This window comes from Epilithonimonas sp. JDS (genome assembly GCF_021261315.1).
GTDB lineage: Bacteria > Bacteroidota > Bacteroidia > Flavobacteriales > Weeksellaceae > Epilithonimonas.
In genome coordinates, this window is record NZ_JAJSAX010000002.1 from 629319 (window position 1) to 646713 (window position 17395).

Annotated in this window: 19 protein-coding genes; 7 read left to right on the forward strand and 12 right to left on the reverse strand. The window is 36.6% G+C overall.

Annotation, left to right across the window (positions count from 1 at the left end):
* Positions 1 to 388: 388 nt before the first annotated feature.
* Positions 389 to 2242 carry a CocE/NonD family hydrolase gene (locus LUD75_RS09555; protein WP_232705442.1) on the forward strand — a complete coding sequence of 618 codons (1854 nt, stop codon included), beginning with the start codon at positions 389 to 391 and terminating at the stop codon, positions 2240 to 2242.
* Between the two features lie 108 nt (positions 2243 to 2350).
* On the opposite strand, the gene LUD75_RS09560 is transcribed toward LUD75_RS09555, so the two are convergent.
* A complete protein-coding gene (locus tag LUD75_RS09560; RefSeq protein ID WP_232705443.1) occupies positions 2351 to 3343 on the reverse strand; it encodes an LLM class flavin-dependent oxidoreductase in 993 nt (330 codons plus the stop codon).
* A 163-nt stretch (positions 3344 to 3506) separates the two neighbouring features.
* Here LUD75_RS09560 and aqpZ point away from each other — a divergent pair, with 163 nt between their 5' ends.
* Entirely contained in the window at positions 3507 to 4220 is a 714-nt protein-coding gene (aqpZ, locus tag LUD75_RS09565; RefSeq protein ID WP_232705444.1) for an aquaporin Z, read from the forward strand.
* Positions 4221 to 4270: 50 nt separating this feature from the next.
* Here the strand turns inward: aqpZ and LUD75_RS09570 are convergent, their stop codons facing one another.
* Genes LUD75_RS09570 through LUD75_RS09600 form a run of 7 tightly spaced genes read right to left on the reverse strand, consistent with a single transcriptional unit; the run spans position 4271 to position 9341 of the window.
* Positions 4271 to 4819, reverse strand: coding sequence for a hypothetical protein (locus LUD75_RS09570; RefSeq protein WP_232705445.1), 549 nt, complete (start codon positions 4817 to 4819; stop codon positions 4271 to 4273).
* A 9-nt stretch (positions 4820 to 4828) separates the two neighbouring features.
* Complete coding sequence (locus tag LUD75_RS09575) at positions 4829 to 5527, reverse strand: DUF5715 family protein (protein ID WP_232705446.1); 699 nt, start codon at positions 5525 to 5527, stop codon at positions 4829 to 4831.
* A gap of 34 nt (positions 5528 to 5561) precedes the next feature.
* Positions 5562 to 6545, reverse strand: a complete 984-nt coding sequence (locus tag LUD75_RS09580; protein WP_232705447.1) for an acyl transferase — start codon at positions 6543 to 6545, stop codon at positions 5562 to 5564.
* 24 nt (positions 6546 to 6569) lie between these two features.
* A complete protein-coding gene (locus LUD75_RS09585; protein WP_232705448.1) occupies positions 6570 to 7334 on the reverse strand; it encodes a UDP-2,3-diacylglucosamine diphosphatase in 765 nt (254 codons plus the stop codon).
* A gap of 14 nt (positions 7335 to 7348) precedes the next feature.
* Positions 7349 to 7549 (reverse strand): hypothetical protein, encoded by a 201-nt coding sequence (locus LUD75_RS09590; RefSeq protein ID WP_232705449.1) that lies wholly within the window; start codon positions 7547 to 7549, stop codon positions 7349 to 7351.
* Positions 7550 to 7551: 2 nt separating this feature from the next.
* Positions 7552 to 8169 carry a DUF3575 domain-containing protein gene (locus LUD75_RS09595; RefSeq protein ID WP_232705450.1) on the reverse strand — a complete coding sequence of 206 codons (618 nt, stop codon included), beginning with the start codon at positions 8167 to 8169 and terminating at the stop codon, positions 7552 to 7554.
* A 2-nt stretch (positions 8170 to 8171) separates the two neighbouring features.
* Positions 8172 to 9341 carry a thioredoxin fold domain-containing protein gene (locus tag LUD75_RS09600; RefSeq protein WP_232705451.1) on the reverse strand — a complete coding sequence of 390 codons (1170 nt, stop codon included), beginning with the start codon at positions 9339 to 9341 and terminating at the stop codon, positions 8172 to 8174.
* 420 nt (positions 9342 to 9761) lie between these two features.
* Between LUD75_RS09600 and LUD75_RS09605 the strand changes: the two genes are divergently transcribed.
* The 4 genes from LUD75_RS09605 (at position 9762) to LUD75_RS09620 (ending at position 13355) form a co-directional block, all read left to right on the forward strand.
* A complete protein-coding gene (locus LUD75_RS09605) occupies positions 9762 to 10478 on the forward strand; it encodes a DUF3822 family protein (RefSeq protein WP_232705452.1) in 717 nt (238 codons plus the stop codon).
* 140 nt (positions 10479 to 10618) lie between these two features.
* A complete protein-coding gene (locus tag LUD75_RS09610) occupies positions 10619 to 11185 on the forward strand; it encodes an RsmD family RNA methyltransferase (protein ID WP_232705453.1) in 567 nt (188 codons plus the stop codon).
* A 47-nt stretch (positions 11186 to 11232) separates the two neighbouring features.
* On the forward strand, positions 11233 to 11646 hold the full coding sequence (locus tag LUD75_RS09615; protein ID WP_232705454.1) for a glucosaminidase domain-containing protein: 414 nt from the start codon (positions 11233 to 11235) through the stop codon (positions 11644 to 11646).
* A gap of 122 nt (positions 11647 to 11768) precedes the next feature.
* On the forward strand, positions 11769 to 13355 hold the full coding sequence (locus LUD75_RS09620) for an ATP-binding cassette domain-containing protein (protein ID WP_232705455.1): 1587 nt from the start codon (positions 11769 to 11771) through the stop codon (positions 13353 to 13355).
* Between the two features lie 32 nt (positions 13356 to 13387).
* On the opposite strand, the gene LUD75_RS09625 is transcribed toward LUD75_RS09620, so the two are convergent.
* Together LUD75_RS09625 and LUD75_RS09630 are read right to left on the reverse strand one after the other, a co-directional pair.
* Positions 13388 to 13675, reverse strand: a complete 288-nt coding sequence (locus LUD75_RS09625; RefSeq protein ID WP_232705456.1) for a putative quinol monooxygenase — start codon at positions 13673 to 13675, stop codon at positions 13388 to 13390.
* Between the two features lie 16 nt (positions 13676 to 13691).
* Complete coding sequence (locus tag LUD75_RS09630) at positions 13692 to 14312, reverse strand: NAD(P)H-dependent oxidoreductase (protein ID WP_232705457.1); 621 nt, start codon at positions 14310 to 14312, stop codon at positions 13692 to 13694.
* Positions 14313 to 14413: 101 nt separating this feature from the next.
* Between LUD75_RS09630 and LUD75_RS09635 the strand changes: the two genes are divergently transcribed.
* Complete coding sequence (locus LUD75_RS09635; protein WP_232705458.1) at positions 14414 to 15310, forward strand: LysR family transcriptional regulator; 897 nt, start codon at positions 14414 to 14416, stop codon at positions 15308 to 15310.
* Here LUD75_RS09635 and murI read toward each other — a convergent pair.
* Both murI and hemW read right to left on the reverse strand, forming a co-directional pair.
* Positions 15307 to 16137 (reverse strand): glutamate racemase, encoded by an 831-nt coding sequence (murI, locus tag LUD75_RS09640; RefSeq protein ID WP_034969076.1) that lies wholly within the window; start codon positions 16135 to 16137, stop codon positions 15307 to 15309. The genes LUD75_RS09635 and murI overlap by 4 nt on opposite strands.
* A gap of 121 nt (positions 16138 to 16258) precedes the next feature.
* A complete protein-coding gene (hemW, locus tag LUD75_RS09645; protein ID WP_232705459.1) occupies positions 16259 to 17383 on the reverse strand; it encodes a radical SAM family heme chaperone HemW in 1125 nt (374 codons plus the stop codon).
* Positions 17384 to 17395 lie beyond the last annotated feature (12 nt).

Sequence of the window (17395 nt, forward strand, 5' to 3'; positions counted from 1 at the left end):
CAATTCCAAAAACAAAATACAAACCTGATTCTATTCGAGTCAGGTTTTTTTGTGAATTAACCTTTTTAAAAACCATTTTTTTGAAACCCCTTATCAAAAAAAACAATATGGCCCACGATGAAGACACAATTAAATTGAAAATAAGTTTCGAAAAAAATAGGATATCAAAAGGCGTATGTTTTCTACAGGTCGCTCCTGCGGAGCTTTAATTCTGTAATAGGATTTTTTCTACTAACAGTTCGCAGCTCTGCTGCTTTGTTTAATAAATTTATGTCCTGAAAATATCAGGTATTTTTCTCCAAATAAATAACATCAATCTTTAAAAAACTTCGAAACTATTTCCGATTATCATCTTCATACTCTATCTTTATTCAAAATATTTAATTCAATGAAAAGATTCGTTCTGTTTTTATTTATTCTGGCTTTCAATTTCGGATTTTCACAAACTGCTTCCGTCGAAGAAAACTACACTAAAAAAGAAGTTTATATTCCGATGCGTGACGGAACAAAACTGTTCACTATCATTTACACCCCAAAAGATATTTCGAAAAGCAACAAATATCCGGTGATTATGAACCGAACCTGCTACGGCATTTCCCCTTACGGAGAAACCAATTTCAGAAAAAAACTGAGTCCTAATAAATTCATTGAGAAAGAAAAATACATCTTCGTATTCCAGGATGTTCGCGGCAGATATATGAGCGAAGGCACTTTCACAAATATGACACCACAAGTGGATCATAAAACCAAAAAAGATGTGGACGAAAGTACAGATACTTACGACACCGTAGACTGGCTGGTAAAAAATATCCAGAACAACAACGGAAAAGTTGGTCAGTACGGAACTTCATACCCTGGATTTTATACCGCAGTTGGAACTTTAGCCAATCATCCGGCTTTGGTGGCTTCTTCTCCACAAGCGCCAATCTCTGACTTTTGGTATGACGATTTCCATCACAATGGCGTATTTCTGATGGGTTACTTTAAAACTTTCCCGGTTTTTGGTGTTAATAAAACGAAACCTGAAAAAGAATCCTGGTTTGCAGACAAAATGATCAAGCCAACTTCTGAGGACGGCTATCTTTTCTATAAAAATATGGGTACACTAAAAGATGGCGTTGACAAATATTACAAAGATAATTTCTTTATGCAGGAAATCATGGATCATCCAAACTACGATAAATACTGGCAAAAGAGAAATCTCCTTCCCCATCTTAAAAACATCAACCACGCTGTGATGACTGTTGGCGGCTGGTTCGATTCTGAAGATTTGCGAGGACCTTTGGAAATCTACAAAACCATAGAAAAGTCTAGCCCGAAAGCGAAAAACACCATTGTGATGGGACCATTTTATCACGGTGGCTGGAATTACGACTCTGGCAAACATTATCATAATGACATCTATTTTGGGGACAGCATTGCGACTTATTATCAGAAAAATATAGAGCAGCCTTTCTTCCATCATTATTTAAAAGAAGATTCCAAAACGGCAGCAAAACTTCCCGAAGCTTATATGTTTGACACCGGAAAAAAAGAATGGAAACAGTTTGAAAACTGGCCGCCCAAACAATCAGCAAAACAGAGCTTCCATTTGAACAGTTCAGGAATTCTTTCTGCAACAGGCGAAAATCCGAAAACCTTTGCATCTTATGTTTCTGATCCCAACAAACCGGTTTTGAGCAGCGAGAATTACAAGGATATGAATGGCTTCACGCCGAAAAATTATATGAGCGAAGACCAGCGTTTTGCAGGCTACAGATCGGATGTCCTAAGTTACACAACCGAAGTTTTGGAAAATGATGTGACATTAGCCGGAGAAATTTTAACCAAACTAAAAGTTACAACTTCGTCCACTGACGCTGATTTTATTGTAAAATTAATTGACGTCTATCCTGCCGATGAAAAGTCCAACGCTGATAAACCAAATGTTGTCTACGCCAATTACCACCAAATGGTGAGAAGTGAAATAATGCCAGCAAGATTTCGCAACAGTTTTGAAAAACCAGAAGCACTGATTCCGAACAAAGGCGCAAGCGTAGATGTAAAATTGCAGGACGTTTTCCACACGTTCAAAAAAGGACACAAAATACAGATTCAGGTTCAGAGCACTTGGTTTCCGCTGATGGCAATCAATCCTCAGAAGTTTCTGGAAAATCCGTACAAGGCAACAAAGGATGATTACGAAAAAGCTGAAATCAAAGTTTCCAGCGGAAGCACAATCGAATTTGATGTCTTGAAATAAAAAAGAAAAGCACAAATTTAAAGAGCCTTGTCAAGGTTCTAAATTATAAATTAAAAAGCACAGACCTAAGTTTGTGCTTTTTGTTTGTTATAAGTTTTCTCGAAATTATTATAATGATTTAATAACATCAGCGGCAATTCCGTAAGATTTCTGCTTAGCTTCGAAGTCGTAAATATTTCCTGAAACAATGATCTCATTTGGTCTGTAATCCTTCACAAACTTTGAAAGTTTTTCCTTCAGCACTTCCCTGTCTCCTACGAAAGTTTTCGCGGCCATTCTATTTAGATGAAGTGAAACGTCGTCGGACATATTCGCCAAATCTGTCTCGTCTGGCGGTAAAAGCGGCTGTCTTTGATCCGTCAAAATATTAACAAAAGCCTGGAAATGTGAAGTTGATAAATAATGAGCCTCATCTACCGAATCTGCACCGATAATATTGATACAAACCATTACATACGGCTCATCCAAAAACTCGGAAGGCTGAAAATGTTCTCTGTAAATTTCCAAAGCCACTTCTAACTGCGACGGTGCAAAATGTGCTGCAAACGCATAAGGCATTCCTAATTTGGCAGCCAAAAAAGCCGAATCAGTCGAACTTCCCAAAATATAAAGCGGAACATCTGCACCTTCTCCGGGAATTGCTCTCACTTTGGATTCAGAATTTGAATCGGACATATACTTTTGAAGTTCCTTGATATGGAATTCAAAATTATAATTGGGAGTGAAGTTATTGCCTCTCAGAGCACTAGCTGTAAGTCCGTCAGTTCCCGGCGCTCTGCCAAGACCAAGATCTATTCTTCCGGGATACAATCCGTCCAAAGTTCCCAACTGCTCAGCAACCGACAATGTCGAATGATTTGGTAACATAATGCCGCCGGAACCAACTCTCAGGGTTTCCGTCTGACCCGCAACGTGTCCAATTAAAATGGAGGTTGCAGCACTGGCAACATTAGGAAAATTATGGTGTTCAGAAAACCAATATCTCGTGAAACCGAGCTTCTCAGCGTGTTGCGCGGATTTTACTGATTTTTGAAATGTTTTATTGATATCGTCGCCTTTGACAATTGTCGCAAGGTCCAGAATTGAATATTTGATTGACATATTTTAAGATTTATACAAGTGTTTAATTCAAAAAGCAAACCACTGATGAACACGCAAAAAAGTCAGAAATTTTGTCACGATTTAAGATATTAATCACAATCTTTTACAATCAATAGAAATAATTATTACATTTGTTGCAATAAACTATAAAAAAACATTACAAATGGTATCTACAACATCAAAATTTGTTGCCGAAATGATCGGCACTATGGTTCTCGTATTAATGGGCTGCGGAAGTGCAGTCATTGCCGGCGCTGACGGCACTACTGGCGTTGGACTTCTTGGAATTTCTTTTGCTTTCGGATTGAGTGTGGTGGCAATGGCTTATGCGATTGGTCACATTTCCGGCTGTCATATCAATCCTGCGATTTCCATTGCAATGGTTGCTGCAGGACGAATGAAACTTACTGAAGCGGCTTATTACATCGTGGCTCAGATCGTCGGTGCAATTGTCGGTGCCGGAATTCTCTACGTCATTTTCACAAATCATCCAGGTGCGGAATTAGGACCTTGGGCGTTAGGCTCTAATGGTTGGGGAACTGGTTATCTCGATCAATACAACACTTTGGCGGCTTTTGTTGCTGAGTTTGTTTTCACATTTATCTTTTTACTGGTCATTCTTGGATCAACTTCTACTAAGAATATTCACGGTGGTTTTGCTGGTTTGGCGATTGGATTGTCATTGGTTTTGATTCATATTGTCGGAATCAAAATCACAGGTGTTTCTGTAAATCCGGCAAGAAGCATTGGCCCTGCGATTTTTGCTCAAGGTGAAGCGCTTTCTCAGATTTGGCTTTTCGTTGCTGCTCCCATTTTAGGTGGCGTTTTTGCAGCGTTTGTCTATAATCTTTTGATCGAGAAGAAAGAAATAGCTTAATTTCAATTTCAGTATAAAATTAAAAATCCTGTCAATACTATTGGCAGGATTTATTTTTTGTTTTTGGCTTCGAAGAAATTTTTAAAGATTAATTCTTCCTTCTTTCCCTTTAATTCAAACTTTTTGAAAAGCAGACTTCTGGCAAGGTTTCTCATAAAATGATCTTTGTCGCAGAGTTTCCAGTAAGAATCCTGATGAATTGTTTTCGGTTCTCGGATTTTATAGAAAGTGGTTTCCCAGTTGTCCTCGTCGTGATAAAATTCTATAATGCCACAATGTTCAGGAATTGTCTGATGATCGATCATTCCCATTGGTAAAAGAAAACTGAATGAATTACAGATATAATCGCCGCAGCCAATTTTGTCGTGTTTCAGGAACTTTTCTCCGGTTTTCTGATTGGTATATTTCTTTCTGAAATCGTTTTTGAAATCTGATTTTGATAATTTAATTTCAATTTCGTGGCTGAAACCTTCATTATTGATCGACAAAATATCTGCTTCCCAATCCGAATGAAAAAAATTGGTCAGAACAATTTCCTTATCAAAATCACAATTGGTATTGATAAAGCTATGAACAAGTTCTTCTATTTTAAGCATCATTAATTTGATTTAATATCTGCGTACTGTCACGTGATAACAGCTTTGTTGTTTTTCTTTAATGTAAAAAATATGCCCTAGATTTTTATAATACAAAAGTACTTTTTCCAATTCTTTTTCGAGCTTTGTATTGACTTTCAAAACGTGATCAAAACGAACATAAGAGATATCGAATGCCGCTCCATAGTTATGTGAACTGATTCCTAAAGCCGCATTGGAATTGACTTTCCGTAATCTGCATTGATCCTCTAAAGTTCTGGTAACAGAGGAAACGACAAAGAAACTTTTGGTGTCCGTTGCAAATTTCGCAGCCATATTTTCCAGAGTGGTTCTTGCTTTTTTAACTAAATATGGTCGGCTGTATTCCAAAGCCTGAAGACGGTAACCGCGTGATTTCTTTTTGACTTTTACAAATTTTCCTTTTGAAATGTATTTATCAACTGATTTTGCATTTTCCAAAATATCGACTCCAAAATTCTGAGCGGCTAACAAATGCGGTTTGTACAATGTGGTAGGTTCTACCTTCAGAACTTCTTTCAAATCGTAGCATTTTTGAGATTTGAAGAGCGAAAAACTTAGTAGAAAAATAATTGAAAGACAAAACTTACTGATGGTTGGCAAACTTCGATAAACATACAAATCCCGCAGCCCGACTTGAGGCGGATCCCGATGTAAAATCGGGAGGGAGTGGAAGGCGGATAAAGCTGCCATATTTTTAATTCTACTTAATTTTAAATTATAATTTTTAAGAAACCAAAAGACTGCAGCCACGAATATCTGAATGATCGATTCTTCCCAAAACCTGAAAAGCTCCATCTTCGATTCGCCCCAAATCCTGCGCTGCAATGAATGAGCAGGAATGCTTATTTGCAAGATCAATGATATTAATTGCGCCAGTTCTTCCTTCTTCAACGTAAGAAAACGGGTCTTCCGTATTTCTGATGAGAACTTGCATCCAGTTTGGACTTTTATAAACATTTTCGCCCAATGAATACGCCTGAGAAAGTAACTCTGTCATAGAATATTCTGAATAAATCTTATCCGTTTTGAAGCCTTGTTTGAAGATTTTCAGCAGCTCATCTTTTGTCATTTCTTCTTTTCTGCCTTTCATTCCGCCTGTTTCGATAACTGTTAAATTCTGAGATTGAGAGATTGAAAGATTCTGAGATTCTATTGTATCAAGAAAATCCAATAAGGCAAAAGAAACACCAAAAAGGATTACTTTTTTTTCGGTCAAAGTTTGGAGTAGATCAAATAATTCCTGATGGTTGTAAAGGAAATATCCGTTTTCTGGTTTTCCCGATTTTTTCATCAGAAAATCGACCATATAAATTAACGACGAATGTGTATTTTCGGAATAGTTCGGGAGCAAGCCGAGAAAAATATAATCTTCCGGTTTTCCGATAAATTGCTCAAAACTTTTATAAATGCTTTCTTCGTAAAGAGAAAAATCGGCGATGTAGTGTTTGGAACGGTTGATCTGAGTAGTTCCGGAACTTTGGAAATAATGCTCAGCTTCAGAATTTTTGTCTAAAACCAAATGATTTTTGAACATTTCTATTGGTAGGAAAGGAATGTCATTAACTTCATTTATTTCTGACGGATTAATTTTGAGATAATCAACAAATTTTCTGTAAACTTCCACATTCTCATATTGATAACGAAAAGTTTCCAAACAAGCGGTCTGAAAATCGGATTCGTTTTTTATGTCAAAAATATTCTGCTTCATTTTTTTCAAATCTAATTTTGAAATTTATCCCTCAAAAGTTTTCACCTCAAACGAATTTCCATCGTAAACACCATAAGTGAAATAGACGATCCAATCGCCAAGGTTGATATATTTTGCACCTTTTTCCAAATCAAAGATCAAAGGAAGATGACGGTGACCAAAAACGAAATAACTGATATCTTCCGTTTTCAGTTTTTCTTTGGAATACTGTATTAAAAACTCTTTGTCTTCGCCAAGAAATTCTTTGTCTTCATCTCCGGAGATCAGTTTATTTTTCTGAGACATATAGTTTGCAATGCTCATCGCAATATCCGGATGCAGCCAACGGAAAGCCCATTGAGCCAAAGGATTTGTAAAAACTTTCTTCATCCTCTTATAGCCTTTGTCGCCAGGACCCAGTCCGTCGCCGTGTGCCAGAAGAAATTTTTTATCATTAATTTCGTAATATCTTTTCTCAAAATAAACAGGAATTCCCAGTTCTTCTTCGAAATAATTTTTCATCCACAAATCGTGATTTCCAACGAAAAAATAAATCTCTATTCCGGAGTCTTTTAGTTCTGCAATCTTTCCTAAAACACGGATATAACCTTTGGGAACAACATATTTCCACTCGTGCCAGAAATCGAAAAGATCGCCCATCAGGAAAAGAATCTGCGCATCTTTTTTGATGAGATCGAGCCAGCGGATGAATTTCTCCTCGCGGATTCTGCTTTGCTTAAGATCTGGAACACCGAAATGCTGATCGGAAGCAAAATATATTTTTTTATCTGGATTAAGATTGATCTTCATAAATTGATTTTCAATTAATCAAAATGATTGCGTTCATCGTTCTGATCTCTCCTGCTGTAGATCCACATTCCAATTCCTAAACCAATAACGGCTGCGGAAGCGGTCATTAAAGCTCGTGATAATTTATCCGGTGCATCATTTCCAATGTAATTCATTAGAAAGATGATTACGAATGTGATGACACCGATTAGTAGATATTTGATTTTCGTATTCATTATTACAATTTATAAGAAATCATCACACCACCTTTGAAAGGAATGATCTCGCCGCTTTTATCCCAGTTTTCTACTCTGTCATATCTGTTTTCCTGAGTTTCAGGAAGATATTCTACATAACCTTTGTAAAAACCTTGTTGATTACCAACTCCCAAAAATACATCCATATTCCATCGGTTTCCAATCTGAAACTGGTAGCCTGCAGTTGCACCGATCATATAGGAAAATCCTTTTTGGTAGAGTTGATTCATTCGGTAAGGCGTTACTTCTCCTTCTTTAGTGACATAAATATCATTTTTCCAATAATTCCATTTTTGAATATTGAAAACACCGAAACCTACACTTGCTCCCACATAAAAATGTTTGAAAGCCTCATCAAAATAATATCTTCCCTCCACAGTTCCGATCCCAAATAAAGCCTGATGCCCGCCAAAAGACTTCCAAGGTGAAAAGAAAATATCAGCCTGTCCCGTGATATGCTCTGTAAAACCGTGTTCAACACCGACATTTAGCATACCTATTGGCAGAAACAAAGCGTTGGCTTTGATGTAGGTTTCGTTTTTTTGTGAAAAGCTAAAGATGGATAGACAGACTAATGTGATTGCTAATACTTTCTTCATTGTTACTTCTTATTCAGGATTTTGTTCATTTTTGTGGCGTCTTTGCTTTCTTCTTTGGCGAAGTTGGCTGCCATTCCTGCGAACATTTTTGCTTCGTCTTTTTTTCCTAATTTATCGTACAAAGTTGCCAAGATACTTGTGGAATCATAATTCTCTGAAGACATCACGACTTTTTCTGCCCATCTTGCAGCGCTTTGCAACGATGTTTTTGTGGAGACTTTGTCTGCGAAAACACTTGCTGCCGCGAGTAATTCTGAATTGTTGAACTCGTCCGGATTCTTGTAATATTCCAAAGCGGTTTTTTCGTAAGCCGGAAAATTTTCGTGAGAAATGTAGTAATTCAATTTATAGATGTTCAGGCTTTTGGCAAGGTCTTCTTTTGGAAGCAAACCTTCGCCTTCTTTCAAAACTTTTGCATCGTCGATGGTTTTTGTTTTGTCATCGGTTGCAGAAGTTACGAGTTTCATTAATTTCAAATAATTATCGAACTGCGTGTAATTTTTCTCGGTTAATAATTCTACGATCGCTGACTTGTTCTGTTGGAAAACTTTGTAGTTGGCATCATCTACGGACTGAGTGAAATTCAAAAGAGCATTGATTTCTTCGCCTGTGAAAGTCTTGTCTTTTTTGTTGGCAAAATATTTTTCTGAAGCTTGCTTGGCTATGATTGGGTCTTTGCTGGCATAAAGGCTGATGAAATTCAATAGTGCTGGCTGGTCCAATTTTCCTTTCTGAAATTCGTCTTTCAGATTGGTATTGACCAATTCAGGCTTGTTGTTTTTCTTTCCTAAAGCCAGGAATTCTTCGGTTTTAAGATAGCCTAATTCTTTGCCAACGATTTCGCCTTCTCCATTCAGGAAAAGCAAAGTCGGGTAACTTCTGATGCCATATTTTGCAGCAAGAGCAACGCCTTCGCCTTTTTCCATATCAAAATGGGCGTTGATGAAATTTTTGTTGTAATAATCTGCTACCTTTGCATCGGTAAAAACGTTGCGCTCCATCAATTTACAAGGTCCACACCAAGCCGCATAAGCATCGAGAAAGATGAGTTTCTTTTCGGTTTTGGCTTTGGCAAGTAGAGTGGTAAAATCGGAATCTTCGAACTTGATGTTTTGCTGTGAAAACCCAAGCTGAATGGCGAATATTAAAAAGAAAAATGATATTTTTTGCATTCTGAGAATAAATCGAATTATCTTGCGAAGATAACCAATTCTGTAAGAATGGACAGAGTTTGAAATCCTAAAGTTTTAATTTTTTAACTTTGCAAATCGCGGAGGAGACTTTGAGAGAATAGACTGATAGAAAATAGACTTTCAACTATTTGTTTTAAATTAAACATATCGTTTGTAATTCCGTAGGAATCTTAACAATTTAGATTGACTACGTCGAACCACTTCGTTTGGTTTCCTATAGAATGACAAAATTGGATTATATATTTGAATGTTTCAACTTTGCGAAGCGCAGCCCGACTTGAACGGAAATCCTTTTTTGCGTGCACTCGAGTTCTTTTTAGAGACAAACCGTGAGCAAAAAATAGCGGGAGTGGAAGGCGGAAAAGCTGCCCAAAAAATTAATTTTATTGACTTTAAAATATGAGGAAATTATCCTTGCTTTTTACGAAAGATGGCTTGCAATGGCAGATTTCTAAATCCAAAAAGGTTTTGGAAGAGAAGATTTTCCTGAAGGATGAGGAAACGCCAGCCAATCTGGTGACGGAAAAATTGGATGAAGTTTTGGCTTCGGAAAAGTTTTCTGAAATCTCCGTGGTCTCGGCTGTCAACCATTTTTCTGTGGTGGAAGAAGGTTTTGAACAGCACGATTTGGGCTATAATTTGATTTCCTACAATGCCGATGTGAAGAGAGATTCTGAGGAATTGATGTTGTCTGTGAACAAGAAATTCGGCGTTCAATTTTACTACAGTTTTCCGAAAGATTTTTATCGGAAAATCAAACAATTGGAAGTTCCAACTAATTTTAATTTTTCCGGTGAAAAGTTTCTTAATTCTCTGAATGTGAAAAACCGAAAAGAAATCCACGTGAATCTTTATCATCAGCAGGCGGAATTTTTTGCCATTGAGAATAAAAAAGTGGTGCTTTACAATAATCTGGATGCGACTTCGGAGGTAGATTTTCTTTATTTCATAATGTTTACCTTGAGTAAAATAGATTTTGGAATTACGGAAACTTACTTCTACATCTACGGAGAAACCACAGAAAATGAGACTTTCATCTCGGAAATGCAGAAATTTGTGCCGAATTTGAAAATCGTTTTCGATAATTTGCACAAGAAGAACTTCGTTTTGAATTAAGACATTTTATCTTTTTAAATCTCTCGCAGATAATGCAAATTTTGCAGATTTAATGAAAAAATCTGTTGAATCTGTGAAATCAGCGAGAAAATAATTTCAACTCTAAGAAGTTAGAGAATATCATTTATCAACTATCAATTATGTATCGAATCATATCCGGAAAATGGAAAGCGAAGAAAATTTCGGCTCCAAAAAACTTCGAAGTAAGACCAACCACAGACTTTGCAAAGGAAGCGCTGTTCAGCATTTTGGAGCATCGTTTTGACTTGGAATTCTGCTCCGTTTTGGACCTTTTTGCGGGAATTGGTTCCATCACTTTGGAATTTGCTTCCAGAGATTGCCAAGACATCACATCCATCGAATTGAACCCAAAACACGCTGGATTCATCAATTCAACTGCACAGGAATTGGGAATGGGATTGCAGGTGAATACGCAACGTTTTGACGTTTTCGACTGGCTGAAAAGAAAGAAAAATCACGAGAAAAAATACGATATTATTTTCGCTGATGCGCCTTTCGAAACGGACGAAAAAAAATACAATGAACTGATTGATTTGGTCTTGTCTAATGAGCTATTGAAACCAAACGGACTCTTCATTTTGGAACATCAAAGCAGACAAAAATATCCGCATCCGAACTTGAAAGACAGCAGAAAATATGGGAATATCAACTTCTCTTTCTTCGAGGCTCAACCAGTTTCTGAATAAAATTTGAAGTGAATATGAGGAATTTCAATATCAAATTTTTAAGCTTAATGATTTTATTTTTCAGCTTAAAAATCTCTGCGCAGAATTCTTACATCAACCAACACAAACCGCTTGCGACGGAGCTTTCCAAGGAATTTGGGATTCCGTCGGCCATCATTCTTTCCATCGCTTATGTGGAAACTGGCGGTGGAAACAGCAAACACGCCCAGACTTTGAACAATCATTTTGGAATGGTCGGGAAAAATACGGTGAACGGTTCCAAATTCAAAAGTTTTGAGAGTTCAAAGGAATCTTTCCGTGCGTTTTGCGAGATGATTTCCCGAAAAAAATACTATCAAAAAATGAAAGGAAATCTGGATTATTCCGAATGGCTGAATGCGATTGCTTCTGCTGGATACGCTGGAAAACCGACAGAATGGAAGCAAAAAATCAATACAGTGATTAGGAAGTTCGGACTTTAAAAATAATTTCTAACTTTGCACCAATAATTATTCTCAAGATTAAAATGTAAAATTTAATTTCTTTTCAGACAATCTTTCGCAGGCAAACTTGTCTGCTATTGTTCAATTTTAAAAAAGAAATTATGTTAATCTTACAGGATTTATCCTATCAACATCCCAACAAAGATGTTCTTTTTTCGAACATCAATCTCACACTTCATTCGCAGGAAAAATTAGTTTTAATCGGAAATAACGGTTCCGGAAAATCGACTTTGCTCAAAATAATTGCTGGACAATTACAACCAAAAACTGGATTCGTAAAATCGGATTCCAATGTCTATTACGTACCTCAAATCTTCGGTCAATTCAATGATTTGAGTATCTCGGAAGCTTTGGGAATCGATAAAAAATTAAAGGCTTTAAAGGAAATTTTAAACGGTTTTGTCACCGAAGAAAATATGGTAATCCTAAATGACGATTGGACCATCGAAGACAGAATTAAAGAAGCTTTTGAATATTGGAATCTTCCCGATTTTGATTTAAATCTGAAATTGGAAAACCTGAGTGGCGGGCAAAAAACCAAACTATTTCTCGTAGGAATGATGATTCATCAGCCAGATTTGATTTTGATGGATGAACCGACGAATCATCTGGATTTTACGAACAGAAAATTACTTTATGATTTCATCCAATCAACTTCAAAAAGTCTGCTGATTGTGAGCCACGACAGAGTTTTGCTCAATCTTTTGGACAAAACTTGTGAACTTGCGAAAAATGGAATTTCGGTTTATGGCGGGAATTATGATTTCTATTCTGAAAAGAAAAAAATCGAAATAAACGCACTCGAGCAAAACATTCAAAATCGGGAAAAGGAACTGAAAAAAGCCAAAGAAAAAGAGCGCGAAACGATTGAAAGACAAAACAAACTGGACGCTCGCGGAAAAGGCAAACAAGAAAAATCCGGTGTTTCCAGAATTATGATGAACACGTTACGGAACAAAGCTGAAAACAGCACTTCAAAGTTGAAATCGATTCATCAAGATAAAATCGAAAACATCAGAGAAAACCTTCACGACCTCAAAGGAGACCTTTCTGGAATTGATAAAATGAAAATTAATTTTGATAATTCTCATCTTCACAAAGGAAAAATTCTGGCGAAAGCTGAGCAAATTAATTTCTCATATAACCAAGAAAATCTTTGGAAAAACAATCTTGATTTTCAAATTATTAGCGGAGAAAGAATTGCAATAAAAGGTGATAATGGTTCTGGAAAAACGACTTTGATAAAGATGATTTTGGGCGAAATCAATACAACTTCTGGTAATCTTTATTTAGCCGAAAAGAAAACTGTTTACATCGACCAGGAATATTCTTTGATTGAAAATGAACTTTTGGTGGAGGAGCAAGCGCAGAGATTTAACTTAAGAAACCTTGAAGAACACGAGGTCAAAACAATTTTAGCCCGTTTTCTTTTTTTCAAAAATGATTGGGACAAAAAGTGTGAATTCCTAAGTGGTGGCGAAAAACTGAAGCTTCTACTCTGCTGTCTTTCCATTCAAAATCTTTCTCCGGATATGATAATTTTGGATGAGCCGACGAACAATCTGGACATACAAAATATTGAGATTCTGACATCAGCAATCAATGATTATCAGGGAACTTTGATTGTAGCTTCTCACGATAATCAGTTTTTGGAAGACATTAATATTGATAAAATTATCAGCCTATAAAAAATGCCTCGAGTAATTTCGAGGCGTTTTTACTAAACTAATTTTGCAAGATAAATTTCCGCAGGTCCTTCTAATAATTCAGGCGCTTTTTCTACGAATTCTTTGATGTAAGATTGTTGGTTGTGCGCATCCAACCCTTCTTGGCTTTTCCAAATCTCGTGAAAGATGAAAACCGTTTCGTCTTCCAAACCTTGCTTTAATTCGTACTTTTCGCAGGCTTCCTCTTTTTTCGTATTCAAAACCATATTATCCAAAATCAATTTTAGTTCCTTAATTTTATCTGTTTTCGACTTTAAAATCGCTGTTAAATAGATTGACATATTTGATTATATTTAATTAATTCAACACTTTTAGATTTACAGTTTCCAAAGTTTTTTTGAGATAATTTTTGTACTCGATTTCGTAATTATCAATACGTTCCTGAGTGGCCGATTTTTCCATATCGTGGAAATGGAAACTTCCCAAATGTTTCATTCCTGTGAACGCATTCATCCTGTGAAAACCGAATAAAACGCCTTCGTCTACCGAATGTTGGTTGAAAAATTCGCCTTCCAAAGTGAAAGCCGTTTCCGGTGCATTCCAGCTTGTGGTGACGAAATAATGTTTGCCGTGCATCAAACCGCCAGTTCCGTAATTGATGGCGGGATTCACTCTGGAACGGCCGTCACTTTTGTAAATGCCGTTGTTGTGACCAGCCGTGAAAACTTCGTCGATATAAAATTTCAAACGATTGGGAACCTGAAACCACCAAACTGGAAAATGGTAAACCACGACATCAGCCCATTTAAAATTTTCTGCTTCCTGAACTGCATCAAATTCATCGTTGACATTTGTGATTCTGATTTCGAAATTCTCAGTTTCAAGAACCTCTTTAGTCCAGTTGGTAATGGTTTTGTTGAAGCTTCCGCCAGAGTGCGCGAAGGTTTGTCCGCCGTTGATTACAAATATATTTTTCATTAATTGATTATTTAAATTATTGACACTGCAAATTTCCGATAGAAAAATGAATTATAAAAATAATTTAAATCATACATTTGCATTATAATTATGATGATAAAATGATAAATCTAGAATGGCTCAGAACTTTTAAGAGTGTTTACGAAACCCAATCTTTTACGAAAGCGGCGAAGGAATTGTACATTTCACAGCCCGGCGTAAGTCTCCACATTGGTTCGTTGGAAGCTTATGTTGGATATACGTTGTTCGAAAGAATTTCTAAAAAACTGATTCCGACTGAGAAAGCAAAAATCCTTTACAACTTCACGCTGGAACCACTTTTGAAACTCGAAACCGCAGAACAAACTTTCCATAAAACGACAAAAACGGAACGTTCAACGGTGAGCATTGGAATGTGTTTTGAGACTTTTCAATTCACGTTGGAGAAGCACATTCCTAACTTTGATTTTAACGTGATTATTCGTTTTGGTTTATATGAACAGATGTTTTCGGATTTGGACAATGGCTTGTTGGATTTGATAATTACGCCACGAAAAGCCAATTTGAAAAACTTGAAATTCGATTCATTTTCCAAAGAAAAAATTGTTTTGATTAATGGAACTGGAACAGATACTTCAGAATTCAAAAATCTGCTTAAGAAAAATAAAATCGAAGAAGCAGAAGCTTGGTTGAAACAGCAAATCTGGTACAGCACCGCGGCGGATATGGAACACTTGAATAATTTTTGGAAAGCCAATTTCAATCGTCATCCCGACTTCAAACCAAATTACATCGTTCCAAATATTTGCTCGATTGTCCGTTGTTTAAGTGGTAATTCCGGATTCTCAATCGTCCCGGATTTCCTCTGTAAAAAAGAGATTGCCAGTGGCGGAATCGAAATTGCCTGGGAAGGAAATAATAAAATTGAGAACACCCTTTATTTTGGTGAACGTGTGAAAAATAATGTTCAAAACGAGATTGATAGAATCAAAGAGATATTCCGTAATGAGAATTTCTAAAGAACAATATGCTCCAAATCAATTGATTTTCCGAAGAATTTCTTTGAGATTTTTTCGAAATTCTTGGTAATATCGGATAAGAAAAATTGATACGTTGGCTTGTGATTTTCCTCGTTAAGAAGGTTGTGTTTATCCAAAATCATCTTCAATTGGTTGGCTACGATATTTGGAGAATCGATGACGCGGACACGGTTTCCATAATATTGTTTGATTTCGTCTATCAAAAGTGGATAATGCGTACAGCCGAGAATCAAAGTTTCAATATTTTTTAATTTACTATTACTCAAATAATTATAAATAATCGAATGTGTAATTGGATGATTTTTAAAACCTTCTTCAATCGCAGGAACGAGAAGTGGCGTTGCCAACTCATCAACCTTAATGAACTTGTTATGTTTACGGATTGATTTTTTGTAAAGTCCAGAATTGACCGTTGCTTTGGTCGCAATGACGCCAACGTTGTTGTGAATCTCGTACGACACTTTTTCCGCCACAGGATTAATCACATCAATCACGGGAACCTTCTCCTCCACCAAATCCTGAACTTCCTTCAAAGCATTTGCCGTCGCAGAATTACAGGCAATGACGATGGCTTTGCAGTTTTTCTCCAATAAGAACTGTGTGATTTTGGTTGAATATCCGACAATCGCTTCACGGGATTTTTCGCCGTAAGGAAGATGTTTTGTGTCGCCAAAATAAATCAAATCTTCGTTTGGCAACAGTCGTTTAATTTCCTTTGCAACCGTCAAACCACCAACGCCGGAATCAAAAATTCCGATTGGCTGATTGGCTGAAAGATGAGTGTAGTCGGCTTTTTTCTTTTTCAATTTTTGGAAAAATTATATCGCAAAAATAAGGATTTTATTAGAAGTTTTTGTCATTTTAAAAGAATCTCAAGGTTTAGATTCCTGCGGAATGACAAAATGATGTTTTGACTTGAAAGTAAATTTAAACAATAAACAAATCGCTCGCAATTCCGTCTGCTAAAAACCAGTGTTTTTCTGGAATTAAAAGATGATTATTTTCGATTTTCAGAATTCCGGATTCTAGTTTTGGATTGATTCCTTTGTGAAGATAATCGATTATTTCCGAGGAAAAATTTTGATTGATTTTGTTCAAATCCACGCCCCAGATTGTCCTTAAACCAATCATCATCATCTCGTTGAAACGGTCTTTTTCTGAGAGGATTTCGGTTTCTTTTGGGATGATATTTTGATTGATATTCTTGATATAAAGTGGATTGTTGGCTATATTCCAGCTTCTTTCGAGATTGCCGTTGTAAGAATGTGCGGACGGACCAATTCCTAAGTAAGGCTCAGATTTCCAGTACGCTGAATTGTGTTTGGAATGAAAACCTGGCTTTCCGAAATTCGAAATTTCGTAGTGGTCAAATGCATTATCTTTCAGAAAATTAGACATATAATAGAAGTCCTGATTTTGTTCGGATTCCTCGGGCGAACTGACTTTTCCATTTTCAATCCATTTTTCCAAAGCTGTTTTTGGTTCGACTGTCAAAGCGTAAGATGAAACGTGTGGAACTTGCAACTCGATGGTTTTGTTGAGATTGTCTTTCCAGATTTCGAAGTTTGAAGTTGGCGAACCGTAAATCAAATCGATGCTGATGTTTTCTAATCCGAAATCCTGAGCTCGTTTGATTGAACTTTCTGCTTCGGAAGCGTTGTGTGCGCGATTCATCAGCTTCAGATCTTCATCGAAAAAACTTTGTGTTCCGATGGACAAACGATTAATTTCTGTTTGGGACAATTCTCTTAGGAAATTTTTATTGAGGTCGTCTGGATTGGATTCCAAAGTGATTTCAATATTCTCATCAAAACTGAAAAATTTTTGAAATTCGTCAATCAGAGATTTTATTTCATCAACACTGAGGACTGAAGGCGTTCCTCCACCGAAATAAAGCGATTTGATGGTTTTATTTTCGAGCTCGTGATGTCTTAATCCAATTTCTTTTTTGATGGCCAAAACCATCTCATCTTTCAAGCTGAAAGAAGTCGAAAAATGAAAATTGCAATAGCTGCATTTTTGTTTGCAGAAAGGAATGTGAAGATATATCATTAAAAAAGCCCT